The sequence below is a fragment of the Asanoa hainanensis genome (assembly GCF_900188485.1).
Taxonomy (GTDB): Bacteria; Actinomycetota; Actinomycetes; order Mycobacteriales; family Micromonosporaceae; genus Asanoa; species Asanoa hainanensis.
Map to the genome: position 1 here is coordinate 79,842 of NZ_FZPH01000021.1, position 25,199 is coordinate 105,040.

Sequence of the window (25,199 nt, forward strand, 5' to 3'; positions counted from 1 at the left end):
GAGACTCCCGGTTGGACACGCGGTTGGGAGCCTTTTAGCCCAATTTGTGGCGACTATTCTCTAGATCATCTAGGTTCCCGCAGGTCAGCGACGAAGGCCGGCAGATCGCGCAGCCGGTCGCCCGCGGTGCGATCCAGTTCCTCGATCGGAAACGGGCTCGGGTCGCCCTCCCCCAGGGTCCAGTTGATCCGCTCGGCGAGCCGGCTGAGCATCAGCCCGACGCGGCGGGCGAAGCGGTCCTCCGGGGACGGCAGCCGCCCGCCGTGGGCCACGTAGGCGGCCAACGCGCGGTCGGTTCGCGGGCCATGGCCACCACCGAAGGCGTACGCGGCGTGCGCGGCAACCAGGCCGGCGCTGTCCCCGCCGGCGCCGTCCCAGTCGACGATCACCGGGCCTTGCGGGGTCACCAGGACGTTCCACGGCTCCAGGTCGCGATGGGTCTCGACGTAGTCGCCCGCGCGTTCGAACGCGCTCTTGACCCAGCGCGTGGCCTCGGCCACGTCGTTTCGCCTGCGGGCCAGCATTGCCGCCCACGGTCGGGCCTGGCGCTCGCCCTCGGCCTGCCACGCGGCCCAGCTCTCCGGCGGGTGGATGCCGTAGACGACGGGCTCGGCGGCTGCGCGCGGGCGCAGCGTGTTGAGCCGGGCCACCGTTTTGCCCAGCCAGTCGGCGAGGTCGTCGCCCGCCTCGATCGGGCGGCCGTCGACCCACTCCGAGACCCGGACCAGCGTGCCGTCCGGGAGCCGGGCGGCACACCCGACCACGGGGTGCACGGGCACGACCGGGCTTGGTACGGGGATGCCGGCAGCCCGCGCGGCGCCCTCCAGCGCCATCGCGGCGCCGATCTCGGTCGCCCAGGCCTCCGGGATCCGCTTGGCCAGGAACTCGGCGCTTTTGGTGGTCAACCGCCAGGTCACGTGGGTGTGCACGGTGATCGTCGCGCCGCGCTCCGGCAGCCCGAAGGCGGCGCACACGGCTTCCGCGGTGACGGGCATCGGCCGACGATACCGGCGGGTGGATCTCCGTCGGAAGCGCACCAATCCTTCACACCGGATGGTTAGCGTGCTCTGTGTGAAGACGGCTCGCCAGCAGATCATCGCCGCCGCCCCCGACCAGCGGGGGCGGTCGGTCGCGGCGGCGGTGGCCTGCTGGCTGACCGTCACACCGGGGGCGGCGCTGGCCGCGGTGCGCCTCGCGGGGTGGGAACGTGGGCCGCTGGTGCACCTGGTGGCCTACACCCCGTACGCCGCCGGCCTGAGCGTGCTGCCGCTGGTGGGTGCGCTGGCCCTGCGGCGCTGGAAGGCGGCGGCGGTCGCGGCCCTGTCGCTGGCCGCGCTGGCCGGCGTGGTGCTGCCGCGGGCCGTTCCTGGCCTTGCGGCCGACGCGGGCGGGCCGCGGCTGCGGGTCATGACGGCCAACATCAAGCACGGCGAGGCGGACCCGGCGGTGCTGGTCGACCTCGTCCGGGAACACAAGATCGACGTGCTCGCGGTGCAGGAGCTCAACTCCGGCTTCATCGCGGCCTTCGACGCCGCCGGCATCGGCGCGGAACTGCCGCACCGGATCGTCGACGACCCCGCGATCTACGTCAACGGCGGGCTGTACTCCCGGTTGCCGCTCACCGGGACTGGCATCCACCAGCACGAGTCCGGCTTCACGCAGGCGTACGCGACGGTGACGCTGCCCGGCGGCGCACCGTTGGTCATCGAGTCGGTGCATTCCTGCGCCCCACTCAGCCTGGCCGACGTGCCGTGCTGGTTCGCCGGCATGCGTGGGCAACGACCGGCCACACCGGACGGTCCGATCCGGCTGCTGATGGGCGACTTCAACGCCACATTGGACCATGAGCCGATGCGGGCCTTGCTGGCAACGGGATATCGCGACGCGGGGGCCACCGCGGGGCATGGGCTGTCGGGCACCTGGCGGCCGATCGACCACGGGTTCTCGTTGCCACCCATCGCGATCGACCACATCCTGGTCGACCCGCGGGTGGCGATCCGCGAGTACGCGGTGTGGCCGCTGCCGGGCAGCGACCACAGCGCCGTCTTCGCGGAGATCTCCCTGCCTTCTCTTTAGTTCTTCGCGGTGGCCCGGTTGAGGCCGTACGTCAGTGCGTCGACCAGGGCGTGCCAGCTCGCCTCGACGACGTTCTCGTGCACGCCGACGGTGGTCCAGTCGCGGCCGTGGCCGTCGTTGGTCTCGACCAGCACGCGGGTGACCGCACCGGAGCCGTGCGAGCCCTCCAGGATGCGCACCTTGTAGTCGGCCAGCACGAAGCTCGTCAGCTCCGGGTAGTGCTTCGACAGAGCCAGCCGCAGCGCCTCGTCGAGGGCGTTGACCGGGCCGTTGCCCTCGGCCGTGGCAATGACCCGCTCGCCCTTGACGCGCACCTTCGCGGTCGCCTCGGAGACCACCGCGCCGTCCTCGCGGTGCTCGACCAGCACCCGGTAGGACTCCAGCGCGAACGGCCGCGGCACCTCCGCGAACTCGCCCCGGACCAGCAGCTCGAAGCTCGCGTCGGCGGCCTCGAACGACCAGCCGCCCGCCTCGAGGTCCTTGACCCGCTGGGTGACGCGGGACAGCTCGGTCGGATGGCCGGCCAGGTCGATACCGAGCTCACGGCTCTTGAGCTCGATGCTGGCCCGGCCGGCCATCTCGGTTACCAGGATCCGCATGTCGTTGCCGACAACCGAGGGCTCGACGTGGTTGTAGAGCAGGGGATCCACTTTGATCGCGCTCGCGTGCAGGCCCGCCTTGTGGGCGAACGCCGCAGCTCCCACGTACGCCTGGTGGGTGTCGGGTGCGATGTTGGCGATCTCGGCGATCGAGTGGGACACCCGCATCGCCTGTTCCAGGCAGCCGTCGGGTAGGACGGGCAGGCCCAGCTTGAGTTGGAGGTTCGCGACGACGGCGAACAGGTCGGCGTTGCCCGGCCGTTCCCCGTAGCCGTTGGCGGTGCACTGGAAGTGCTCGACGCCGGCCTCGACCGCGGCGACCGTGTTGGCCACGGCGCACGAGGTGTCGTTCTGGCAGTGGATGCCGAGTTGGTCGGCGCTGACTCCGAGCCGGGTCGTGAGGTCCTGGATCGCGGCGGTGATCCGCGACGGGAGCATGCCGCCGTTGGTGTCGCACATCACCACGCGTTCCGCGCCGCCTTCGAAGGCGGCCCGCACCACTTCGGCCGTGTACGCGGGATCGTGGCGGAAGCCGTCGAAGAAGTGCTCGCAGTCGAGGAAGACGCGGCGGTCGTTCTTCACGAAGTGGGCCACGGTCTCCCGCACCATCGCGAGGTTCTCGTCGCCGGTCGTGCGCAGGGCCCGCTCCACGTGCCGGATGTCGGACTTCGCGACCAGGCAGACGGCGGGCGTCTCGGCGTCGAGCAGCGCGCGCACCTGCGGGTCCTCGTTGACCCCGACGCCGGCCTTGCGGGTGGCGCCGAACGCCACGAGCTGGGCGTGCTTCAGGTCGAGCTCGTTGCGGGCGCGCCGGAAGAACTCGGTGTCCTTGGGCATCGCGCCGGGCCATCCGCCCTCGATGAAGCCGACGCCGAACTCGTCGAGCAGGCGGGCGACGGCGAGCTTGTCGACCACCGAGTAACTGATCCCCTCGCGCTGTGCCCCGTCGCGCAGCGTGGTGTCGTACACCTGGTAGGGCATGATCCTGGTCCTTCTTTCGGAGGCGGTGGGGCTTTGCGCGTCGCGCACTGCAACACAGGGCTCGCTTCAAGCAAAAAGACCCCCCGCTGGAATGCGGGAGGTCTGCGCGCTCGGCGGTGTTGGTTGCCGGCGCGCTAGCTGCCAATAATGAGGGCGAGCGGTGTCACGCTCCGTACTTTGCCACGGTCGTGCCGTGACACCAAGCACCTGACCACATGTCGGGAACTCCCCTTGGTGGTTTTCGTCCGCGTTGCGCCGGGTAGGAACTTGTCGACCGAGTACGACAGTCGATACGAGGAGTGAAGGTTCTCATGGACCAGCTCAACCCTCAGCCGACGCCTCCCTCTGGTGCCCACGGCGGCGTGCCTACCGGTGCGTTCGACCCGTGGTCGTTCCGCGACGAGGCTGGTGTGACCGGCTCGGACCTGGTCGGCTACAAGGTCGAGGCGACCGACGGCAGCATCGGCAAGATCGATGCGCACAGCTACGACGTCGCTTCGAGCTACCTCGTGGTGGACACCGGCGCGTGGATCTTCGGCAAGAAGGTCATGCTCCCGGCCGGTGTCGTCAACCGCGTGGACCACGACGAGCAGAAGGTCTACGTCGACCGGGACAAGGACCAGATCAAGTCGGCTCCGGAGTACGACGCGGACAGCCACAGCGATCCGGCCTACCGGGACAAGCTCGGCGGTTACTACGGCGGCATGTACGACTCCGCCGGGCCGCGCTTGTAGTTCGGTTGTTCCTCGCGGCGGCGCCCGCCGTCCTTCCTTCGGCGGGCGCCGCCCTTTTCTTGTCCACAGTGGATTCTTCTGAATCGGTTAAGGTTCTGGCATGGAGCCCAACCGGTCGTATCCCCTCGACGGCGTCTTCAACTTCCGCGACATCGGCGGCTATGCCGGGCACGACGGGCGCACCGTGCGGTGGCGCCAGGTGTTCCGGTCCGACTCGGTGCACCGCGTCGACCCGGCCGCGCTGCCTTCTCTGGGAGTGCGCACGGTCATCGACCTCCGCCGCCCGCGTGAGGTGGCCCGTGACGGCCGGGTGGTCGACTATCCCGGGCTGAGCTACCAGCACATCCACCCGGAGCACCCGGAGTGGACCGCGGCGGGCCCGGACGAGACGATTGACCGGTTCATCGCCGACCGCTACCGGGAGCTGGCCGACATCGGCACAGCGGGCATCGCGGCGGCCCTGAAGGTCATCGCGGACCCGACCGCCGGCCCGGTGGTCGTGCACTGCGTAGCGGGCAAGGACCGCACAGGCGTGGTGTGCGCGCTGACGCTGTCGCTGCTGGGAGTCGCGGACGACGACGTGGCAGCGGACTACGCCCTGAGCACGGCGGCATCGCAACGGTTCTCGGCGTGGTTGCGCGCGGCGCTCCCGGACGCCGAGGTACCACCGACGCCGTTCATGGCCTCACCCGCGACGGCGATGCTGTTGTTTCTCGCTGAACTACGGGACCGGCACGGCTCGATCGAGGGCTACGCGACCCACGCCGGCCTGACCACGGACGACCTGGCGGCGCTGCGTTCGCACCTGCTGACGGACGGGGACCGCGCGGCGTAGGCCGCGGGCTCCCCGTCCGCGCCGGCGTCACTTCTTCTTGATGGGCTCCAGACAAAGCACGTGACCGGTGCCGTTCTTCTCGCCGGTCCAGTAGGAGACGGCCGTGGTCTTCCAGGGGTCGCAGGTAGCTTCGTTCTTACCTGCGGCCAGGAAGTCCTTCTGCCGAATCCCATCGACCCTGCCGACCACCGTCCATTGGGCGGTCGCGTCGTCGCAACGCACGATCTTCATGTCCTGGGCCGTCTGGCCGACCAGACACTCACCGGCGGAGGCGACCTCGGGTTCACGGTCGCGCGTCACCACCGACCACCCATAGCCCACGAGCCCCGCCACCCCGAGCACGGCGACGAGCACGGCCAGAACCTTGCCGAGAACGACCGCCTTGCTCCTCCCCCGGACGGGTTCCCCCAGCTCCTCCCGCTCCGCGAAAGAGTCACCGTCCGCCGACGGCACGGTGGCGTCGGCATCCAGCGAGGGGGCTTCCTCGCCCTCCGCCTGCGCCGGCGCCGGCGCCGGCGACGAGGTCTCGCCGACGAAAGTCGGAGTCCGCGCCTCGCCCGACAGCCCCGCAGTGGCGCCCCCGGGCAACGGCGGCGGAGCCTGCGCATCCGACGGGACCGGGCCCGCGTCCGCGGACTGAGACGCACCCGGCGCCGCGTCCGAAGCCACCGAGGCGGCGTCCGCGGACAGCGACGGCGCAGGCACCCCACCCGACGGCACCACAATCCCGTCCGCGGACAGGGACGCACCCAGCGCCTCGTCCAAAGCCACCGAGACGGCGTCCGCTGGCAGGGACGCACCCGGCGCCTCGTCCGAAGCCACCGAGGCGGCGTCCGCGGGCAAGGTCGCGGCGGGCGCCCCATCCGGCAGCGATGCGACGGCATCCGCCGACAGCGGCGGTGCGTCCGCCGCATCCACCGGCGGCGGGGTCGGCGAGGCGGGCAGCGACGAGGCGTTCCCTCCATCGGCCGGGGGCGAAGCGGGCGGGGTGGGCGCCCCGTCCAGCGGTGGTGAAGAGGGCGGCGGCGTCGTGGACGGCTCGGACACGGGTGTTCCTCTCGAAGATCAAACTCCGAGCGGAACGCTAGATGATCGGTTCCCGGCCCGTTGCCCCAAGCCGATCATCCATTTGGCCCCCGTGTAGCCCCGAACGACGGCCGCTTACTGTCACTTCGCTCTTTGTTCGGCAATTTCCTTTCGGTGGCTTTCGCCCGCCGGCACCGCCCAACGCGGAGCCAACCCAAACCCCGCACACCCAGACCGCACCACCGCCCACGCCACCGCCGCCACCGCCGGCGCCGCCGCCCGCGCCGGTGCCGGCGGCGGTGCCGGGCGGCGGCGGCGTCCCCACCAACGGCATGGCCACCCACCACGGCGGCGTAGGGGAGGCAGAGCACGGCGGTGACCGCGCCGAGCTTCGTCGCGCGGCGACCGCGCCGATCGCAGAGACCGCTGGCGACCACCCGTTGTCGGCAGCGCCCGGCCGCGCAATGATCCCCGCAGCTTCCGGCTCGTCGCCGCCCTGGCCGGACTACTGCTCACCGCCGGCGCATTGCTCGGCCGGCGGCGGGAGCGGGGTCAGAACTACGGGCCCAAATCCACATCGGACCCGGTCAGGTCCGAAAAGGAGCTTTGAGCGTAACCATCGGCGGAGGCTGAATTCCGGCGGGAGCGACGGTCGTGCCCACGACGGACCCGGGACACGGAAAGACGCACCTAGGCCAAGCCCGGCACGCCTTCCACCTGACCCGGGACACGGAAAGACCCACCTAGGCCAAGCCCGATGCGCCTTTCACAGTGAAGAAAGGTCAGAAAACCTTGTGCACCCAGCCATAGGTGTCCGCGGCGCGGCCGCGTTGGATGTCTACCAGGCGTTTGCGGATGTTCATCGTGACTTCGCCGGAGGTGCCGTCGCCCATTTTGAACGCGCCTCCTTCGAAGCGGACCTCGCCGATCGGGGTGATGACCGCCGCGGTGCCACAGGCGAACGCCTCGCGGATGCGGCCGCGATCGGCGTCCTTGTGCCATTCGTCGAAGGCCACTGGGCGCTCGATCACCGCCCGGCCGTCGTCCTCGGCCAGACGCATGATGGCTTCGCGGGTGATGCCCGGCAGGATCGTGCCGAGTGGCGGCGTGACCAGCGTGCCGTCGTCGTACACGAAGAAGATGTTCATGCCGCCGAGCTCGTCGATCCAGCGCTGTTCGACGGCGTCGAGGAAGACCACCTGGTCGCAGCCGTTGGCGGCCGCCTCCTGTTGCGGCAGCAGCGACGCCGCGTAGTTGCCGCCGAACTTCGCCGCGCCGGTGCCGCCCGGGGCCGCTCGCGTGTAGTTCGGTGAGACCCAGACGTTGACGGGCTTGATGCCGTGCTTGAAGTACGAGCCGACCGGCGACGCGATCACCACGTAGAGGTATTCCATCGCCGGGCGGACGCCCAGGAAGACCTCGCTGGCGAACATGAACGGCCGCAGGTAGAGGCTGCCTTCGTCGTCCGAGGGGATCCACTCGCGGTCGACGCTGATCAGGTGCCGGAGCGAGTCGACGAACGCGCCCTCGGGCAGGTGGGGCATCGCGAGGCGGGTGGCCGACGTGGTGAACCGCGCGGCGTTGGCCTCCGGGCGGAACATCGTCACCGTGCCGTCCGTGTTCTTGTATGCCTTCAGCCCTTCGAAGATCTCCTGGGCGTAGTGCAGGACGGCGCTGGCCGGGTCCATCGGGATCGGGGCGCGGGCCTCGACGCGGGCCTCGTACCAACCTTTGCCGTCGGCGTAACGCGCGGTCACCATGTGGTCGGTGAAGACCCGACCGAACCCTGGGTCGACCATCAGCGCGGCGCGCTCGGCGGCGGGTACCGGCTGGGGATTCGGGCGAATCTCGAAGTCGAGCTTGTCACCACCGCTCATCGGCGTTGGACCTCCAGGTAAGCCGGCGGGGGCCGGCAACGCTCAGTAAAGGCTGCGCAAGAAACTTACCCCGAACGGTCGTTCAAGGGCGAGAGGGCGGCGGACGAAACGGTTCGCCCGAAGGGTCCTGATTCTTCCGACGCCTAATGATGCGAAACGGTTCAACCGGAAAGGCGGGCTCAGCCCACGGCGCCGGCGGCGAGCCGGTCACCGACCTCGGCGGTACGCAGCGGCGTGCCGGACGTGCGCCCGGCGAGCTCGGCGGCGACCGCCTCGGCTACTCGGTGTGCGGCGTCGGCGTGCCCGAGGTGGTCGAGCAGCAGCGACACCGAGAGCACGGCGGCGGCCGGGTCGGCCACGCCCTTGCCGGCGATGTCGGGCGCCGAGCCGTGCACCGGCTCGAACATCGACGGGTGGACCCGCTCGGGGTTGATGCAACCGCTGGCGGCCATGCCGATGCCACCGGTCACGGCGGCGGCGATGTCGGTGAGGATGTCACCGAAGAGGTTGTCGGTGACGATCACGTCGTAGCGCTGCGGCTGGGTCACGAGGAACATCGCGGCGGCGTCGACGTGCTGGTATTCGGTGGCCACGTCGGGGTGCTCGGCGGCGACCGCGTCGAACGTGCGCGCCCACAACGAGCCCGCGTGGGTGAGCACGTTGGTCTTGTGGACGAGGGTGACCTTGCGGCGGGGACGCCGCGTGGCCCGGGCGAACGCGTCGCGGATCACGCGCTCGACGCCGTGCCGCGTGTTGAGGCTCTCCTCGGTCGCGATCTCGGCGGGCGTGCCCCGGTGGAGGCCGCCGCCGGCGCCGGCGTAGAGACCCTCGGTGCCCTCGCGCACCACGATCATGTCGATCTCGCCGGGCTTGACCCCGGCCAGCGGGCTGACCACGCCCGGGAAGAGCCGCGAGGGGCGCAGGTTGACGTATTGGTCGAAGGCGAAGCGGAGCTTGAGCAGCAGGCCGCGCTCCAGCACGCCCGGCGGCACGGTCGGGTCGCCGACGGCGCCGAGCAGGATCGCGTCGTGCCCGCGAAGCTCGTCGAGCACGGAGTCGGGCAGGACCTCGCCGGTGCGGTGGTAGCGCGCCGCGCCAAGGTCGTATTCGGTCGCCTCGACACCCGGGAGCACCGCGTCGAGCACCTTGCGCGCCTGGTCGATCACCTCGGGACCGATGCCGTCGCCGGCCACCACCGCGATCCGCGCCACAGACACGTCAAAGCTCCTTCGTAGCGAAACGTCTAACAAACGTTAAGCCATCGTCCCGCAAAGCGGTAAGTCGCTCCCACTATGCGGAATCGGGCAGACTTACCCAGCAAACTCTCAGCCGGTGCTCATGCCCTCGTCACCCGCAAATCCTAGGTTTAACGCAGTCACAGCCGGAAGGGGGCCCAATGCGCCCAGACCTACGCCTAGGCGGCGGCTCGGCCACGACGCTCGCCCACCCCGCCGCCGCCAACGGTGGCTTGGTCGCACACCACAGCGTGCAGACCTCGACCGCGGGTTTCACGCTGACCCTGGTCAGCCCCGCCACCATGAGCCGCAAGGAACTGGCGGCCGCCATCGCCGACGCCGTCGGTGAGCTGCGCGCGATCGACGTCGCCTACAGCCCCCTGCGCGAGGCCAGCCTGGTCGCCCGTCTCCGGCGCGGCGAGGTGTCCGCCGACGCGTACGCACCCCTCGCCGATCTCGTGGCCCGCTGCGACGCCATGCGCGCCGCCACCGACGGCTGGTTCGACGCCTGGTCCGCACCCGGCGGCTTCGACCCCAGCGCCCTCGTCAAAGGCTGGGCCATGGAACGCGCCGCCGCCCGGGTCCGGGCCGCCGGCATCACCGACTACGCGGTGGCCAGCGGAGGCGACCTGACGGTACGCGGCACGGCCCCCCATGGCGGCCCGTGGAAGGTCGCGGTGCACCACCCGTACGACGCGCGCCGCAAACCGGTTCAGCTCGAGCTCACGTCGGGCGCCATCGGCACCTCCGGCGTGACCGGCCGCCGCGGCCACGTCATGGACCCACACCGCGCGACTCCCGTCGACGAGATCCGCGCCGCGACGGTCATGGGCCCTGACCTGGCCGTAGCTGACGCATATGCGACAGCTCTCTACGCCGCCGGCGAGGCTGGGCTGGCTTGGTTCCCCACAACAGAGGGCTATACGGCGAGTTTGATGCAGGAGGAGTACGCGACACGCGGCGCCGTGTGACCCTTGCGTCCCGAGCCAGAGAATCGATAGCGTGGTCGCGCGGTTACGCAGTGAGGTTTTCCGACGCGGATCAGGTCTTCGGGTGACCTGTTGATGCGAAGGTGCTGTGAGCCACCCTCCGCAGTGCGCAACCAGTGCACGCGAACGTAGATCAGCTCCCCCATCGCCATTGCCGAGGCGACGGGGGAGCTGATTTTTATTGTGGCCAAGGTTTTACGGCGTCGGTCGTACCGGGCAGTGGGTGCGGCGCCAGCCGGGTTTGTCGCGTCCGACGAAGGTGCGACCCCTGCGAAACCACCGAAACCCGCACTGCGAAGCGGCGCTGATGTCGACAAGATCTTGCCCAACGAAAGGCGAGAAGGTGTCCACCGCAAACCGTGGCGACTACCCCGCCTAGCACGGTGGCTGCACACGCTTGGATGCGTAGTGGTGCGGTCGTGTTCCGCGGCGCTCTCTGCCCGAGCGAAGCAAGGGGCAGAGAGCGTCGCGGAACACGACCTGCTCGGCACCACGGAGCGTCCAAGCCATATGGCACAGTATGGGCCGTGAGTTTCGATCTGGTGGTCTGGGCGATGGAGCCGGACGCCTCGGCAGAGGATGTGGGCGCGGCCTTTGAGCTGTGCCGACAGGGCGAGCACGTTGACGGTGCGCCGCACCGGAAGATCGCCGACTTCTATGTCGCTATGACGTCGGCATACCCGGACCGGAACACGAATGGTTCGCCGTGGGCGGTCACGCCCCTCCACGTGGCGATCGACCACGTCGAGATGAAGCTCGACGAGGACTGCCCCGACGAGGTGCTGTTGGCCGTGGAGGAGCTCGCCGGCAAGCACGGGTTGCTGTTGTTCGACCCGCAGGGCGGCACGGTCTACCCGCCGGGAGCGATGACCTCCTGACAACATGAATAAACGGGACGGGCGGCACACTGGCCGCCCGTCCCGTTTTGATGCGCTTATTCGGTACGCAGGTCCACGGCGCTGGCCGAGCCGGCACCGATCTTGGCCTGGGCCGCCGCGAGCAGTTCCGCGTCGACCGAGTTGTCGACGGTCAGCGTCATCAGCGCCTCACCGCCGGCCTCGCGCCGGGCGACCTGCATGGCGGCGATGTTGACGCCCGCCTCGCCGAGGATCGAGCCGATCGCGCCGACCACACCGGGCCGGTCCGCGTACCGGAAGAAGAGCAGGATGCCGTCGGCGGCCAGCTCGAGCGCGAAACCGTCCACTTCGGTCAGCTTGGCGATCTCGCGGCTGCCCGAGATGGTGACGGTGCCCGAGACGCTCACCGTGCGGCCGTCCGGCAGGGCGCCGCGGACCGTGACGAGCGTCGGCTGGTCGCTGGTGTCGGTCAGCGTGACGAGGTCGACCTCGACGCCGCGGTCCGCCGCGATGTGCGGGGCGTTGACGTAGGTGACCTGCTCCTCGACCACGGACGCGAACAGGCCCTTGGTGGCGGCGAGCTTGAGCACCGACACCTCGTTGGCCAGGACCTCGCCGCTGACCTCGACGGTCACGCTTGCGGCGACGCCGCCGGCGACTGCGGTGAACGCGCGGCCGAGCTTCTCGGCGAGTGGCAGCAGCGGTCGGACGTCTTCGGCGACGACGCCGCCGGCCTGCACGTTGACCGCGTCGGCCACGAACTCGCCCTGGAGCGCGAGCTTGACGGAGCGGGCGACGGCGAGGCCGGCCTTGTCCTGCGCCTCGGCGGTCGAAGCGCCCAGGTGCGGGGTGGCGACCACGTTGTCGAACGCGAACAGCGGCGACGAGGTGCACGGCTCCTTGGAGTACACGTCGATGCCGGCACCGCCGACCCGGCCCTCGGCGATCGCGTCGGCGAGCGCCTGCTCGTCGATCAGGCCGCCGCGCGCGGCGTTGACGATGCGGACGCCGGGCTTGACCAGCGCCAGTTCCTTCTCACCGATCAGGCCGACGGTCTCCGGCGTCTTCGGCAGGTGGATGGAGATGAAGTCGCTCTCCCGCAGCAACTCCTCCAGACCAACCAGGCGCACGCCGAGCTGCGCGGCCCGGGCCGGCTGCACGTAGGGGTCGTAGGCGATCAGCCGGGTGCCGAAGGCCGCGATCCGCTGGGCGAACAGCACGCCGATGCGACCCAGACCCACCACGCCGACGGTCTTCCCCTGGACCTCGACGCCGGTGTACTTGGACCGCTTCCACTCCCCCGCCTTGAGCGCGGTGCTCGCGCTCGCCGTGTTGCGTGCGACGGCGAGCAGCAGCGCGACGGCCTGCTCGGCCGCGGACACGATGTTGGACGTCGGCGCGTTGACCACCATGACGCCACGCGCGGTGGCGGCGGGCACCTCGACGTTGTCGAGCCCGACACCCGCGCGGGCCACGACCTTGAGCCGTGGGGCGGCCGCGATCGCGGCGGCGTCGATCTGGGTGGCGCTGCGGACGATCACCGCGTCGGCTTCGGCGAGCGCGGGCAACAGTGCCTCGCGGTCGGAGCCGTCGACGTGCCGGACGTCGAAGTCGTGCGCGAGCACGTCGATCGCGGCGGGGGCCAGTTCTTCGGCGATAAGAACTACGGGAGTCATAGGTCCTCGTAAATTAGGGAAAGGGCGCCGGCAGCGGCTGCCTACCACTGAAATGGTAGGCGGCCGGCCGGCGCCCCATGTTCTCTCTCTGGCGTGTTTGCCCTCACAACGGGAGCTTTCGCCCCGGTGGGACCCGCTGTCAGACCCCGAACGTGTTGGTCGTCACGCGGTCTCGGTGATCGGGCGGTCCACCCAGCTCATCATGCCGCGCAGCTTGCGACCGGTCTCCTCGATCGGGTGAGCCGCGCCTTCCTGGCGCCACTTGGTGAAGTTCGGACGGCCGTTGTCGTCCTCGGCGATCCACTCACGAGCGAACTCACCGGACTGCACCTCGGAGAGAATGCGCTTCATCTCTTCCTTCACGCGGCCGTCGATGACGCGCGGGCCACGGGAGTAGTCGCCGTACTCGGCGGTGTCCGAGACGCTGTAACGCATCCGGGCGATGCCGCCCTCGTACATCAGGTCGACGATGAGCTTGAGCTCGTGCAGGCACTCGAAGTAGGCGATCTCCGGGGCGTAGCCCGCCTCGGTGAGCACCTCGAAACCGGTCTGCACCAACGCCGACGCGCCTCCACAGAGGACGGCCTGCTCGCCGAACAGGTCGGTCTCGGTCTCCTCCTTGAAGGTGGTCTTGATGCCGCCGGCCCGCAGGCCACCGATCGCCTTCGCGTACGAGAGGGTCAGCGGGAACGCCTCGCCGGTCGCGTCCTGCTCGACGGCGACCAGCACGGGCACGCCCTTGCCGTCGACGTACTGCCGGCGGACCAGGTGACCCGGGCCCTTGGGCGCCACCATCGCGACGTCCACGTTGGCCGGTGGGGTGATGAAGCCGTACCGAATGTTCAGGCCGTGCCCGAAGAAGAGCGCCTTGCCCGCCGTCAGGTTCGGCTCGATCGCCTCGGCGTAGAGCTTGCGCTGGGCGGTGTCGGGCGCGAGCACCATGGTGACGTCGGCCCACGCGGAGGCGTCAGCCGGCGTCTCGACGCGCAGCCCCTGCTCCTGCGCCTTCTCGCGGCTCTTCGAGCCTTCCGGCAGGCCGATCACGACGTCGACGCCGGAATCCCGCAGCGACAGGGCGTGCGCGTGCCCCTGGCTGCCGTACCCCAGGACGGCGACCTTCTTGCCCTGGATGATCGACAGATCGGCGTTGTCGTCGTAGAAAACCTCTGCGGTCATTGCTTCCCTCTCGCGTGTTGCTGTCTCTTAGGCGGCGCGGAGCGCCGGCCCCGTGGTGATGGAACGTGACCCGCGCCCGATCGCGACCATCCCCGACTGGACCATCTCCTTGATCCCGTACGGTTCCAGGTCGCGAAGCAGCGCGTCCAGCTTGTCCGAAGTGCCGGTGGCTTCGATAGTCAACGTGTCGGCGGCCACGTCGATGACGCGGGCGCGGAACAGGTCGACCGTCTCGAGCACCTGCGAGCGGATCGCGCGGTCGGCACGCACCTTGACCAGGACGAGCTCGCGCTGCACCGACTGCACCGGGTCGAGCTCAACGATCTTGAGGACGTTGACCAGCTTGTTGAGCTGCTTGGTGACCTGCTCCAGCGGCGACTCGTCGGCGTTGACGACGATCGTGATGCGGGAGATCTCGGCGTGCTCCGTCTCACCGACCGCCAGCGAGTCGATGTTGAAGCCGCGCCGGGAGAACAGACCCGAGACGCGGGCCAGGACACCGGGCTTGTTCTCCACGAGCACGGAAAGGGTGTGCTTGGACATCACAACTCATCCTCGTCGAAGGCCGGGCGGACGCCGCGGGCGAACATGATCTCGTCGTTGCTCGTGCCGGCGGCCACCATCGGCCACACCATGGCGTCTTTGCCGACCACGAAGTCGATGACCACCGGGGCGTCGTTGATCGCCATCGCGGCCTCGATCGTCTTGTCGACGTCTTCCTTCGTCTCGCAGCGCAGCCCGATGCAGCCGAGCGCCTCGGCCAGCTTCACGAAGTCGGGGATGCGGTGCTTGTGCGTGCCCAGGTCGGTGTTGGAGTAGCGCTCGCCGTAGAACAGCGTCTGCCACTGCCGGACCATGCCGAGGTTGCCGTTGTTGATCACGGCGACCTTGACCGGGATGCCCTCCAGCGCGCAGGTCGCGAGCTCCTGGTTGGTCATCTGGAAGCAGCCGTCGCCGTCGATCGCCCACACCGTGGTGCCCGGCATGCCGACCTTCGCGCCCATCGCCGCGGGCACCGCGTAGCCCATCGTGCCGGCGCCGCCGGAGTTGAGCCAGGTGTGCGGCTTCTCGTAGCTGATGAACTGCGACGCCCACATCTGGTGCTGGCCGACGCCCGCGCAGTAGATCGCGTCCGGTCCGGCGATCTTGCCGATCCGCTCGATCACGTACTGCGGCGCGAGCGTGCCGTCGGAGGGCTCGTCGTAGCCGAGCGGGTAGCGCTGGCGCAGGTCGTCGAGCTGGCCCCACCACGCGGTGCGGTCGCCGGTGCGGCCCGCGGCCTGCTCGGCGGTGATCGCGCCGATCAGCTCGTCGATCACGTAGCGGGCGTCACCCACGATCGGGACGTCGGCCGCGCGGTTCTTGCCGATCTCGGCGGGGTCGATGTCGGCGTGCACGATCGCCGCGTCGGGCGCGAACGAGTCGAGCTTGCCGGTCACCCGGTCGTCGAACCGGGCGCCGAGGCAGACCAGCAGGTCGGACTTCTGGAGCGCGTAGACCGCGGCGACCGTGCCGTGCATGCCGGGCATGCCGAGGTGCTGCGGGTGCGAGTCCGGGAAGGCGCCGCGGGCCATCAGGGTGGTGACCACCGGGATGTTGGTGAGCTCGGCGAGCTTGCGCAGGCCCTCGGTGGCGCCGGCCTTGAGCACGCCGCCGCCGACGTACAGGACGGGGCGCTTGGCGGTGCTCATCAGCCGCGCGGCCTCGCGGATCTGCTTGCCGTGCGGGTGCATCGTCGGCCGGTAGCCGGGCAGGTCGAGCGTCGGCGGCCAGGCGAAGGTGGTCTGCGCCTGCAGCACGTCCTTGGGCACGTCGACCAGGACCGGGCCGGGCCGGCCGGTGCTGGCCAGGTGGAACGCCTCGGCCAGGACCTGCGGGATCTCCTCGGCGGTCTGCACGAGGAAGTTGTGCTTGGTGATCGGCAGGGTGATGCCCTGGATGTCGGCCTCTTGGAAGGCGTCCGTGCCGATCGAGGGGCGCGGCACCTGACCGGTGATCGCGACGACCGGAACCGAGTCCATGTACGCGTCGGCGATCGGCGTGACCAGGTTGGTCGCGCCCGGGCCGGAGGTGGCGATGCAGACGCCGACCTTGCCGGTGGCCTGGGCGTAGCCGGTGGCCGCGTGACCCGCGCCCTGCTCGTGGCGGACGAGGATGTGGCGGACGGAGGAGTCGTAGATCGGGTCGTACAAGGGGAGGATCGCTCCACCGGGGATCCCGAACGCGACTTCGACGCCGAGCGACTCGAGCGACTTGACGAGCGACTGCGCGCCGGTGATCTTGGCCGGGGCGGGCTGGGCGGCCGGCGCCGGGCGCTCGGCCTGGTGCCGCTCCGCCGGCTGCTGGCGCTCGGCGTGGTTGCCGTGCGCCGCCTGTGCGGCGACCGTCGCGGGGGTCGCATGGATCCGGTGGGCGATGGTCTCGGGAGTGGGTCTCGTCATGGCGGGTGCCTTCGCTCGGTTCTGCGCTCGTGTGGTGTTGGTGTTCTTTGGTGACCTTCAGTGATCGGGGTCACGTGTGTCCGGGCACAAAAATGGCCCTCATGCTCGATGCATGGGGCCAGCGCACTCTCTAAGAACGAGAGTGCGCTCAGGTAAGTACTCGAGACGACCAGCGTGGCGACATGGGGCTAACTCTGACGTATCTCGCGGGATGAGTCAACTGATCCCACATCTTGGACGGGCGGTGTCGGTGCGAGCCGCTGGGCGGGTGGTGCGAGCTCCCCACACGCAGGGCGATCAGCGATCTTGTCGGTCTTGACCTTCTTCTCGGGTCGCGCGCCCGGTGAGGTGGACGCGTCGAGCAACGCCTCGAAGTGCTCCGCCGGCACGCCCCAGCCGAAGAGCTGGCCCTGGCCGAACCGGCACCCGGCGCCCTGGACGGCGGCCTGCTCGCGCTGGTTGGTGACACCCTCGGCGATCACCTCGAGGCCGAGCCGGTGACCTAGCCGGACCACGATGTCGACGAGCGGGCCACCCTGCGGCTTGGCCTTGGCGGTGGGCTCGAGCCCACCGGCCAGGGTGACGAGCCCGTGGTCGACGCTCGGCTCGGTCTCGGCGACCAGGCTGTGGTCGATCTTGAGGATGTCGATCGGTAGCCGGCGGAGTTGGCCGAGCGAGGAGAACCCGCTGCCGAAGTCGTCGAGGGCGATGCGGACGCCGATGGCACGCAGCGCCCGCAACCGCTTGATCAGCTCGTCGAGGTCGATGGCGACCGCCTGCTCGGTCACCTCCAGCACCAGCCGTTGCGGCGGCACGCGGTGTGCCCGCAGGGCGTCGGCGACCTGGTCGACGTATTCCGCCGCGTGCAGCTCGCGCGGCGAGACGTTGACGCTCACCCAGACGTCGTGGCCGTCGGCCAGCCAGCGGGAGAGCTGGTGGCACGCCTGGTGGAGGACCCAGGCGCCGACCTTGGCGATCATGCCGCACTCTTCGGCGATGGGGATGAAGTCGTCGGGCTTCACCTGGCCGAGCTCGGGGTGGTGCCAGCGGATCAGCGCCTCGGCGCCGACCGGCCGGATCGACGGCATGATCACCACGGGCTGGAACGCGAGGTGCAGCTCGCCCCGGTCGATCGCACCGCGCAGCTCGTGCTCGATCGTGGTGCGCCGGCGCAGGAGCTGGTCGTAGGAGGCGTGGTAGCGCTCGACCCGGTTCTTGCCGCGCTGCTTGGCGTAGCGCAGCGCGAGGTCGGCGTGCTGCAGGAGGGTGGCGTCGTCGGACGCGGTCTCGCCGCCGGCGACGCCGATGCTGACACTCAGGAAGACGCGGCCGGACTGTTGCTCGTAGGGCTTGTTGAGCACGCCCAGCAGGCGCTCGGCGGCGCCCTGCGCCTCGTGCGGCTTGGCCCACATCAGCACCGCGAACTCGTCGCCGCCCAGCCGGGCCGCCACGTCGCCGGGGCGCAGGTTCATCCGGAGCCGCTGGCCGACCTCGACCAGCACGTCGTCGCCGACGTCGTGGCCGCGCATGTCGTTGACGTTCTTGAAACCGTCGAGGTCGAGGCCGAGCAGCACGCAGGGCTTGTCGGGCTCGACCTCTTCGGCCAGCGCGCGCAGCAGGCCGCGGCGGTTGGCCAGGCCGGTGAGCGGGTCGGTGTGCGCCAGCTCCTTGAAGTGCGCCTCGCGGTCCTGCATGCGGATCGCGTAGTTGCGCACGTCGCGGAGCGCCACGAACTGCCGGACGGCCAGCGCGAAACCCTCGAGGCTGCCGAGCGCGATGCCCATCGTGGTGATCTGCCCGCCGGCCATCACGTGCACCATGCCGGAGATCGCCATCGCGAGCATCGGGACGAACGCGTAGGACGCCCCGCGCCGGATCACGTCGAGCTCGGCGATCGCCTCGGTGTCGCGGCCGCGGCCGGCGAAGGCCACCACCATCAGCGCGATCGGCATCACCACGCCGCTGAGCGTGGCCAGGCCGGGGCCGCTCTGGCAGAGCCCGGCGGTGAGCCCGACCCCGCAGGCGGCCACCGAGATCGCGCCGCAGCCCATCAACAGGAGACGCAGCCGCGACCCGGCGCCGCGCATGGTGACGATCACGACGATGCCGACCGCGAGGGCGGCCGCGGCGGCGGCGACGAAGATGCCGACGCAGGGGCGCGGGGTCGAGGCGCCGAAGATCTGGGCCGGTGGGGAGACCAGCACCCAGCCGACGAACCACAGCGCGAACGCGATCACCAGCGCGTCGAGCAGGTGCCGGCCGGCGATCCGGCGGGTGCCGGCCGCCCACGGCAGCCGGAGCAGCCCGGCGCACATCACGATGGAGCTGATGGCCGTGCCGAGGCCGATGCCGATCGCGAAGTTGGTGCGGGCCGCCTGGTGGTGGGTCCACTGCTCGGCGAAGGTGAGGACGCCGACGAGGGCGATCGCGGTGGTCAGCGCGGCGAGGGCGCTGCCGATCGCGAGCATGAGGTGGGCCTGCCGCGCGGCACCGACCCGGGCGCGCGCGGATGAGACCAACAGGACCGTGACGACCGCGGCCGCCAAGGTGCCTGCGGCGGCCGCCAACGCAGCACCAGTCCCGAAGTGCACGTATCAACTGTGCCGGATCGAAACCGTGCATGGGGGACTCTGTGTGCGACGTGTAGCGGACTGGCTTGTTGCGCACATTCCGGCATATGGCACAAATCACGCCCGCTGTCGTCCCGCCTGATGGACGTTTGGCGTACCTCACGAGCGCTCATCCGGTTTCGTGGTGCGAGACTTGACAACATGCCTGAGCTGCGTTCCAGAACTTCCACCCACGGGCGGACGATGGCCGGCGCCCGGGCCCTCTGGCGGGCCACCGGGATGACCGACGACGACTTCGGTAAGCCGATCGTGGCGATCGCCAACAGCTTCACGCAGTTCGTACCCGGGCACGTGCACCTTCGCAACATGGGCGCACTGGTGTCCGAGGCGGTCACCGAGGCAGGCGGCGTCGGCCGCGAGTTCAACACGATCGCCGTCGACGACGGCATCGCGATGGGCCACGGCGGCATGCTCTACTCGCTGCCCAGCCGCGAGCTGATCGCGGACGCGGTCGAGTACATGGTGAACGCCCACTGCGCCGACGCCCTCGTCTGCATCTCGAACTGCGACAAGATCACGCCGGGCATGCTGATCGCCGCGCTGCGGCTCAACATCCCCACCGTGTTCGTCTCCGGCGGGCCGATGGAGGCCGGCAAGACCATCGCCGTCGACGGCGTCGTCGGCAACAAGCTCGACCTGATCGACGCGATGATCGCCTCGTCCAACGACTCGGTGACCGACGCCGAGCTGAGCGAGATCGAGAAGTCGGCCTGTCCCACCTGCGGGTCCTGCTCCGGCATGTTCACCGCGAACTCGATGAACTGCCTGACCGAGGCGATCGGCCTGGCGCTGCCCGGCAACGGCTCGACGCTGGCCACCCACTCGGCCCGGCGCCAGCTCTTCCTCGACGCGGGGCGCACGGTCGTCGACCTGGCTCGCCGTTACTACGACGACGACGATTCCTCCGTGTTGCCGCGCAACATCGCCACCCGGCCGGCGTTCGAGAACGCCGTCGCGCTCGACGTGGCCATGGGCGGCTCCACCAACACCGTGCTGCACCTGCTGGCCGCGGCCCGCGAGGCCGAGCTCGACTTCGGCGTCAAGGACATCGACGCGATCTCGCGCCGCGTGCCGTGCCTGGCCAAGGTGGCGCCGAACACGCAGAAGTACCACATGGAGGACGTGCACCGGGCCGGCGGCATCCCGGCCATCCTGGGCGAGCTGGCCCGGGGCGGGGCGTTGGACACGTCGGTGCACTCGGTGCACTCGTCCTCGCTGTCCTCGTGGCTTGCTTCCTGGGACATCCGCAGCGGTTCGGCTTCCGCGTCGGCGATCGAGTTGTTCCACGCCGCGCCGGGTGGGGTGCGGACGACCGAGCCGTTCTCGACCTCCAACCGGTGGTCCACGTTGGACACCGATGCCGCCGACGGGTGCATCCGGGACTTCGAGCACGCGTACACGGCCGATGGTGGTCTGGCGATACTGCACGGCAACCTGGCGCCCGAAGGCTCGGTGGTGAAGACCGCCGGTGTCGACGAGGAGCTGTGGACGTTCCGCGGGCCGGCCAAGGTGTTCGAGTCGCAGGAGTCCGCGGTCGACGCGATCCTGGCCAAGGAGATCCAGCCCGGCGATGTCGTGGTCATCCGCTACGAGGGGCCGCGGGGTGGGCCGGGCATGCAGGAGATGCTCTACCCGACCTCGTTCCTCAAGGGACGCGGGCTCGGCAAGGCGTGCGCGCTGATCACCGACGGGCGGTTCTCCGGGGGTACGTCGGGGTTGTCCATCGGCCACGTCTCGCCCGAGGCGGCCGGCGGCGGCCTGATCGCCCTGATCGAGGAGGGCGACGAGATCGTCATCGACATTCCGTCCCGTGCGCTGACGCTCAACGTGTCGGACGACGTTCTCGAGGCGCGGCGGATCGCGCAGGAGAAGCGCGACAAGCCCTACACGCCGGTCGACCGGGTGCGTCCCGTGTCGGCGGCGCTGCGGGCGTACGCGTCGATGGCGACCTCGGCCAGCGATGGCGCGTACCGGAAGGTGCCTGAGTAGTTCGTCAGTCGTTGACGCAGCGGAGCACGGGCTTGGCCCATTGGTCCGGGGCGGTGGCGGTCGCGATGGTGAAGGTGACCGCCTCGCCCGGGAACAGGTTCCGCAGGGCGTCGTCTGCCTCGGCGTCCGGGTCGAGCCGGTCCGGATAGACGGTGAGGTCGCGCAGGAACGTGCGGGCCGTGACGGTCACCCCGCCGCTCTTCGCGTCGACGTCGTACTCCGCCTTCGGGTAAGCGATGTCCTTGTCCTCCGCGTAGAAATGCCAGGCGCGCTCCGCTCCGTCGGCCTCGGCCCAGAGCACCTCGGCGCGGAGGTCGCCTGGTGGGGCCACGTCGTGGGCCAGCTCCTCCCTGCTGTGTGGCGGGACGGTGACCGCTCGCCTCGTCTCCGCCTGCGTCTTCGCGTCCAAAGTGGACCGCCGGACGGCCAGCTCGGTGTGCCACGGCGTGGCCGTCTCGTTCACCAGCACAGCCCGGTCCTGGTCCAGGATCAGGATCCGGTCCGCGTACGCGCGGCGTAGGGCATACCACATGGGCTTGCGTCGGCCCTTCCCGTCCACGGCGCTCCAGGACGTGACCGGCCAGCAGTCGTTGAGCTGCCAGACGATCGTGCCCATGCAGTGCGGTTTGAGGGCTCTGAAGTGCTCGACGGCGGTGGTGATGGCGCGGGCCTGGTTGACCTGGGTGAGGTAGTGCCAGTCGGCGGTGTCGCGGGGTGCCGAGAAGTGCGCGTCGAGTCCACGTTGGAGCTTCTGGTCGCCGTCCGCCGCCTTCTGGTGGTGGCGCATGCCCGGCGAGGTCGGGGTGAGTGGGTCGTCGCTGATGGCCTCGGTCATGGTCGCCCAGGTGGGAGGCGCCTGGTAGCCGAACTCCGCCACGAAGCGGGGGCTGTGGTCGCGATAGTGGGTGTAGTCGAGCCTGTTCCAGACGTCCCAGATGTGCATGGTGCCGTGGTCGGGGTCGTTCGGGTGCCTGTCCGCTGTCCCTGACCAGGGGCTGCCCGGCCAGTAGGGGCGGGTCGGGTCGAGCGTCTCGACGATGTCCGGCAGCACGCGGTGGTAGTAGCCCGCTCCCCAGGACCGCTCTCCCAAAGCTGTTTTCCAGCCCCAGTCCTCGTGGCCCCAGAGGTTCTCGTTGTTGCCGCACCACCAGAGCAGGCTCGGGTGGGTCGAGAGGCGGACCACCTGCTCGGCCGCCTCCGCCGCGATCTCGGAGGCGAACGGCTCCTCCTCCGGGTACGCCGCGCAGGCGAACAGGAAGTCCTGGGTGACCATCAGGCCCTGCTCGTCGGCGAGGTCGTAGAAGTCGTCGGACTCGTAGCGGCCGCCGCCCCAGACCCTGAGCAGGTTGACGTTGGCCTCGGTGGCCTGGCGGAACCGGTGCCGGAGCCGGTCCCGGGTGATCCGGGTCGGGAAGGCATCGTCGGGGATCCAGTTGACACCGCGCACGAAGATCGGTTGGTCGTTGACGACGACCGTGAAGGGCGTGCCCCGCTCGTCGGGCGTGGTGTCCAGGCGGACGCTGCGGAACCCGACCTTCTGGCGCCAGGTGTCGAGCTTCGTGCCGGCGCTGTCGGTGAGGGTGACCTCGAGGTCGTAGCGGGGCTGCTCGCCGTAGCCGCGCGGCCACCAGAGTCGCGGCCCAGGCACCTCAAGAGTGACCACGGCGGTGCTGTTGTTGACGGTGGCAGTTCCCGTCTGGCCGACGCTTCGGCCGGCGTTGTGGCCGGTGCCGTGACCCAGGCTCCCGCCCGCGCCGTGATCCACGCCGCCGCCCGAGCCCTGATCCACGCCGGCGTCGGCGCCGTCAACCGGGTCGAGGTTGGCGTGACCCGTGCTCGCGCCCAGGCCGCCGCCCGCTTCCTCCCCCACTCCGCCGCCCGAGCCGAGCCTGACGCCGTGACCCCCACCGTCGTCGGCGCGGTGGACCCGGTCGCGGCCGGCGGCGCGGACGGCGCTGTGGCCGTGGCCCGTGCCGTGGCCTGCGATCGTCGCGGAGACGGTGAGGGGGCCGTCTGTGGCGCGCTCGATGTCGGCGTGCACTGCGACGCGGCCGGTTGTCGCGTCGACCGTCACCAGTGGACGGATCCGATCGAGTCGGGCGGTGTGCCAGAGGTCGAGCTCGATCGGCTGCCAGATGCCGGCGGTAATCAGCGTCGGGCCCCAGTCCCAGCCGAAGTTGCAGGCCATCTTGCGGATGAAGTTGAACGGTTCAGGGTAGGCGTTGGGCCGGTCACCGAGCTTGCACTGCCAGTGCCGGGCGTACTCACGGGCCGGCCGGAAGACCACCGTCAGCTCGTTGGCACCGGGCCGCAGGCCGTCGCGTACGTCGAAGCGGTAGGACCGGTGCATGTTGGCGGTGCTGCCCAGCGGCACGCCGTTGAGCTCGAGGTCGGCGACGGTGTCGAGGCCCGCGCAGACCAGGTCGACCCGGTCATGGCCGCCGGGACCGCGCCATTCGAACGTCGTGGTGTAGCGCCACGTCGTCTCGCCGATCCACTGCGACGAGGTCTCGTTGCGGTCCTGGAACGGGTCGGGGATCAGGCCGGCGGCGAGCAGATCGGTGTGCACGCAGCCCGGCACGGTCGCCGGAATCGGACCAGCGGCCAGGACCTCGTGGGGCACCGCACCGGCCGCCGCGGGCATCAGGGTCCAGCCGGAATTGAGCGGTTTCCGCATGAGCGTTGACCCTTCGCCGATCCGAGCTGCTGAACCGGATAAGTAAAATTGACGGTACGATGAGCGCGGGAATGCTGTCAACGGCGGTGATAGCTTGCCCTTGTCGTGGTCCTGCGGGTGCGGGAGGCATTGGGTGAAGCGGCCGACGATTGCCGACATCGCCGCTCTGGCGGGCGTGTCCAAGGGCGCGGTCTCGTACGCCCTCAACGGCCAACGCGGCGTCTCGGAGACGACGCGCCGCCGGATCCTGGCCATCGCCGAGGAGATCGGCTTCAACCCGCACAGCGCGGCCCGAGCCCTGTCCGGCGCGGCCGCCGACACGATCGGCCTGGCGTTGCGCCGTCCGGCCCGGGTGCTTGGCTTCGAACCGTTCTACATGGAGCTGATCAGCGGCGTCGAGGCCGAGCTGTCTGCCCGCGGCCAGGCGCTGATGCTGCAGATCGTGGCCGACGCCGACGCCGAGATCGACGTCTACCGCCGGTGGTGGGGTGAGCGGCGCGTCGACGGGGTGCTCGTCTGCGACCTGCGGGTCGGCGACCCACGCATCGCCGTCGTGACCGACCTGCGCCTGCCCGCGGTCGTCGTCGGCGGCCCGGACGGCGTCGACGACGTGCCGCACGTCTGGAACGACGACGCCGTCGCGGTGATCGAGACCGTCGAGTATCTGGCCGCCCTCGGCCACCGCCAGATCGCGCGGGTGGCGGGCCTGCCGGACCTGTGGCACACCCGGATCCGAGCGTCGGCGTTCCGGGGCGCGTGCGAGCGCCTCGGCGTGCGCCACGCGTTGACGGTCGGCACCGACTACTCGGGAGAAGAGGGTGCCCGGGCCACCCGGCGCCTGCTCAGCGGCGAGCACCGGCCGACAGCGGTGATCTACGACAACGACGTGATGGCGATCGCGGGGCTGGGCGTCGCCCAGGAGATGGGCCTCACGGTCCCCGGCGACCTGTCCATCGTGGCGTTCGACGACTCGCCGTTGTGCCGGCTGGTGCATCCGGCGCTGACCGCGCTGACACGCGACATCCCGGCCTACGGCGCATTGGCCGCGCGTCACCTGCTGGCGGCCATCGCCGGCCAGCCCGTCGGCTCGGTCGAGGCGCCGACGGCCAAGCTGGTGCCCAGGGCAAGCACCGCCCGCCCGAATACGGCTACTTAACCGGCCTACGACGCACTGGCCGCGCGTCACCTGCTGGCGGCCATCGCCGGCCAACCCGTCGGCTAGGTCGAGGCACCGACGGCCAAGCTGGTGCCCAGCGCAAGCACCGCCCGCCCGAATACGGCTACTCAACCGGCCTACGGCGCACTGGCCGCGCGTCACCTGCTGGCGGCCATCGCCGGCCAACCCGTCGTTTAGGTCGAGGCGCCGATGGCCAAGCTGGTGCCCCGCGCGAGCACCGCCCG

At 70.2% G+C, this 25,199-nt stretch carries 18 protein-coding genes; 7 read left to right on the top strand and 11 right to left on the bottom strand.

Going from position 1 to position 25,199, the window contains the following annotated elements:
* Positions 1-65 precede the first annotated feature (65 nt).
* Positions 66-995: a phosphotransferase gene (locus CHC05_RS35450; protein WP_179266513.1), complete on the bottom strand. Its 930-nt coding sequence runs from the start codon at positions 993-995 to the stop codon at positions 66-68.
* A 145-nt stretch (positions 996-1,140) separates the two neighbouring features.
* On the opposite strand from CHC05_RS35450, the gene CHC05_RS35455 reads away from it, so the two are divergent.
* Complete coding sequence (locus CHC05_RS35455) at positions 1,141-2,076, top strand: endonuclease/exonuclease/phosphatase family protein (RefSeq protein ID WP_089255037.1); 936 nt, start codon at positions 1,141-1,143, stop codon at positions 2,074-2,076.
* Here CHC05_RS35455 and cimA read toward each other — a convergent pair.
* Complete coding sequence (cimA, locus tag CHC05_RS35460; protein ID WP_089255008.1) at positions 2,073-3,656, bottom strand: citramalate synthase; 1,584 nt, start codon at positions 3,654-3,656, stop codon at positions 2,073-2,075. The two genes, CHC05_RS35455 and cimA, sit on opposite strands and share 4 nt — an antisense overlap.
* A 311-nt stretch (positions 3,657-3,967) precedes the next feature.
* Between cimA and CHC05_RS35465 the strand changes: the two genes are divergently transcribed.
* Positions 3,968-4,390, top strand: a complete 423-nt coding sequence (locus CHC05_RS35465; protein WP_179266515.1) for a PRC-barrel domain-containing protein — start codon at positions 3,968-3,970, stop codon at positions 4,388-4,390.
* 100 nt (positions 4,391-4,490) lie between these two features.
* Positions 4,491-5,225, top strand: coding sequence for a tyrosine-protein phosphatase (locus CHC05_RS35470; protein WP_089255009.1), 735 nt, complete (start codon positions 4,491-4,493; stop codon positions 5,223-5,225).
* 27 nt (positions 5,226-5,252) lie between these two features.
* On the opposite strand, the gene CHC05_RS35475 is transcribed toward CHC05_RS35470, so the two are convergent.
* The 3 genes from CHC05_RS35475 to CHC05_RS35485 all read right to left on the bottom strand — a co-directional run bounded on the left by CHC05_RS35475 (position 5,253) and on the right by CHC05_RS35485 (position 9,339).
* Entirely contained in the window at positions 5,253-6,272 is a 1,020-nt protein-coding gene (locus CHC05_RS35475) for an LppU/SCO3897 family protein (RefSeq protein ID WP_144022914.1), read from the bottom strand.
* A gap of 761 nt (positions 6,273-7,033) precedes the next feature.
* Positions 7,034-8,128 (bottom strand): branched-chain amino acid aminotransferase, encoded by a 1,095-nt coding sequence (locus CHC05_RS35480; RefSeq protein WP_089255011.1) that lies wholly within the window; start codon positions 8,126-8,128, stop codon positions 7,034-7,036.
* A gap of 179 nt (positions 8,129-8,307) precedes the next feature.
* Positions 8,308-9,339 carry a 3-isopropylmalate dehydrogenase gene (locus CHC05_RS35485; protein WP_089255012.1) on the bottom strand — a complete coding sequence of 344 codons (1,032 nt, stop codon included), beginning with the start codon at positions 9,337-9,339 and terminating at the stop codon, positions 8,308-8,310.
* A gap of 185 nt (positions 9,340-9,524) precedes the next feature.
* Here CHC05_RS35485 and CHC05_RS35490 point away from each other — a divergent pair, with 185 nt between their 5' ends.
* Complete coding sequence (locus tag CHC05_RS35490) at positions 9,525-10,334, top strand: FAD:protein FMN transferase (protein WP_089255013.1); 810 nt, start codon at positions 9,525-9,527, stop codon at positions 10,332-10,334.
* Between the two features lie 545 nt (positions 10,335-10,879).
* Entirely contained in the window at positions 10,880-11,230 is a 351-nt protein-coding gene (locus tag CHC05_RS35495; protein WP_089255014.1) for a hypothetical protein, read from the top strand.
* 56 nt (positions 11,231-11,286) lie between these two features.
* Here the strand turns inward: CHC05_RS35495 and serA are convergent, their stop codons facing one another.
* The 5 genes from serA to CHC05_RS35520 form a co-directional block, all read right to left on the bottom strand.
* On the bottom strand, positions 11,287-12,885 hold the full coding sequence (gene serA / locus CHC05_RS35500; RefSeq protein ID WP_089255015.1) for a phosphoglycerate dehydrogenase: 1,599 nt from the start codon (positions 12,883-12,885) through the stop codon (positions 11,287-11,289).
* A gap of 162 nt (positions 12,886-13,047) precedes the next feature.
* Positions 13,048-14,061 (bottom strand): ketol-acid reductoisomerase, encoded by a 1,014-nt coding sequence (gene ilvC / locus CHC05_RS35505; RefSeq protein ID WP_089255016.1) that lies wholly within the window; start codon positions 14,059-14,061, stop codon positions 13,048-13,050.
* Positions 14,062-14,088: 27 nt separating this feature from the next.
* Positions 14,089-14,604 carry an acetolactate synthase small subunit gene (ilvN, locus tag CHC05_RS35510; protein ID WP_089255017.1) on the bottom strand — a complete coding sequence of 172 codons (516 nt, stop codon included), beginning with the start codon at positions 14,602-14,604 and terminating at the stop codon, positions 14,089-14,091.
* Entirely contained in the window at positions 14,604-16,502 is a 1,899-nt protein-coding gene (locus CHC05_RS35515; RefSeq protein ID WP_089255018.1) for an acetolactate synthase large subunit, read from the bottom strand. Before CHC05_RS35515 ends, ilvN begins: the two co-directional genes overlap by 1 nt.
* A 188-nt stretch (positions 16,503-16,690) precedes the next feature.
* Positions 16,691-19,069, bottom strand: a complete 2,379-nt coding sequence (locus CHC05_RS35520) for a putative bifunctional diguanylate cyclase/phosphodiesterase (protein WP_425426895.1) — start codon at positions 19,067-19,069, stop codon at positions 16,691-16,693.
* 204 nt (positions 19,070-19,273) lie between these two features.
* Between CHC05_RS35520 and ilvD the strand changes: the two genes are divergently transcribed.
* Positions 19,274-21,121: a dihydroxy-acid dehydratase gene (gene ilvD / locus CHC05_RS35525; protein WP_089255019.1), complete on the top strand. Its 1,848-nt coding sequence runs from the start codon at positions 19,274-19,276 to the stop codon at positions 21,119-21,121.
* Between the two features lie 4 nt (positions 21,122-21,125).
* Here the strand turns inward: ilvD and CHC05_RS35530 are convergent, their stop codons facing one another.
* On the bottom strand, positions 21,126-23,798 hold the full coding sequence (locus tag CHC05_RS35530; protein ID WP_245871383.1) for a glycoside hydrolase family 2 protein: 2,673 nt from the start codon (positions 23,796-23,798) through the stop codon (positions 21,126-21,128).
* 133 nt (positions 23,799-23,931) lie between these two features.
* On the opposite strand from CHC05_RS35530, the gene CHC05_RS35535 reads away from it, so the two are divergent.
* On the top strand, positions 23,932-24,954 hold the full coding sequence (locus CHC05_RS35535) for a LacI family DNA-binding transcriptional regulator (RefSeq protein ID WP_089255020.1): 1,023 nt from the start codon (positions 23,932-23,934) through the stop codon (positions 24,952-24,954).
* Positions 24,955-25,199: the final 245 nt, after the last annotated feature.

Coding starts and splice junctions, on each gene's coding strand:
- CHC05_RS35450 (WP_179266513.1), bottom strand. CDS start 995: ATGCCCGTCACCGCGGAAGCCGTGTGCGCCGCCTTCGGGCTGCCGGAG.
- cimA (WP_089255008.1), bottom strand. CDS start 3,656: ATGCCCTACCAGGTGTACGACACCACGCTGCGCGACGGGGCACAGCGC.
- CHC05_RS35465 (WP_179266515.1), top strand. CDS start 3,968: ATGGACCAGCTCAACCCTCAGCCGACGCCTCCCTCTGGTGCCCACGGC.
- CHC05_RS35470 (WP_089255009.1), top strand. CDS start 4,491: ATGGAGCCCAACCGGTCGTATCCCCTCGACGGCGTCTTCAACTTCCGC.
- CHC05_RS35480 (WP_089255011.1), bottom strand. CDS start 8,128: ATGAGCGGTGGTGACAAGCTCGACTTCGAGATTCGCCCGAATCCCCAG.
- CHC05_RS35490 (WP_089255013.1), top strand. CDS start 9,525: ATGCGCCCAGACCTACGCCTAGGCGGCGGCTCGGCCACGACGCTCGCC.
- serA (WP_089255015.1), bottom strand. CDS start 12,885: ATGACTCCCGTAGTTCTTATCGCCGAAGAACTGGCCCCCGCCGCGATC.
- ilvC (WP_089255016.1), bottom strand. CDS start 14,061: ATGACCGCAGAGGTTTTCTACGACGACAACGCCGATCTGTCGATCATC.
- ilvN (WP_089255017.1), bottom strand. CDS start 14,604: ATGTCCAAGCACACCCTTTCCGTGCTCGTGGAGAACAAGCCCGGTGTC.
- CHC05_RS35515 (WP_089255018.1), bottom strand. CDS start 16,502: ATGACGAGACCCACTCCCGAGACCATCGCCCACCGGATCCATGCGACC.
- ilvD (WP_089255019.1), top strand. CDS start 19,274: ATGCCTGAGCTGCGTTCCAGAACTTCCACCCACGGGCGGACGATGGCC.
- CHC05_RS35530 (WP_245871383.1), bottom strand. CDS start 23,798: ATGCGGAAACCGCTCAATTCCGGCTGGACCCTGATGCCCGCGGCGGCC.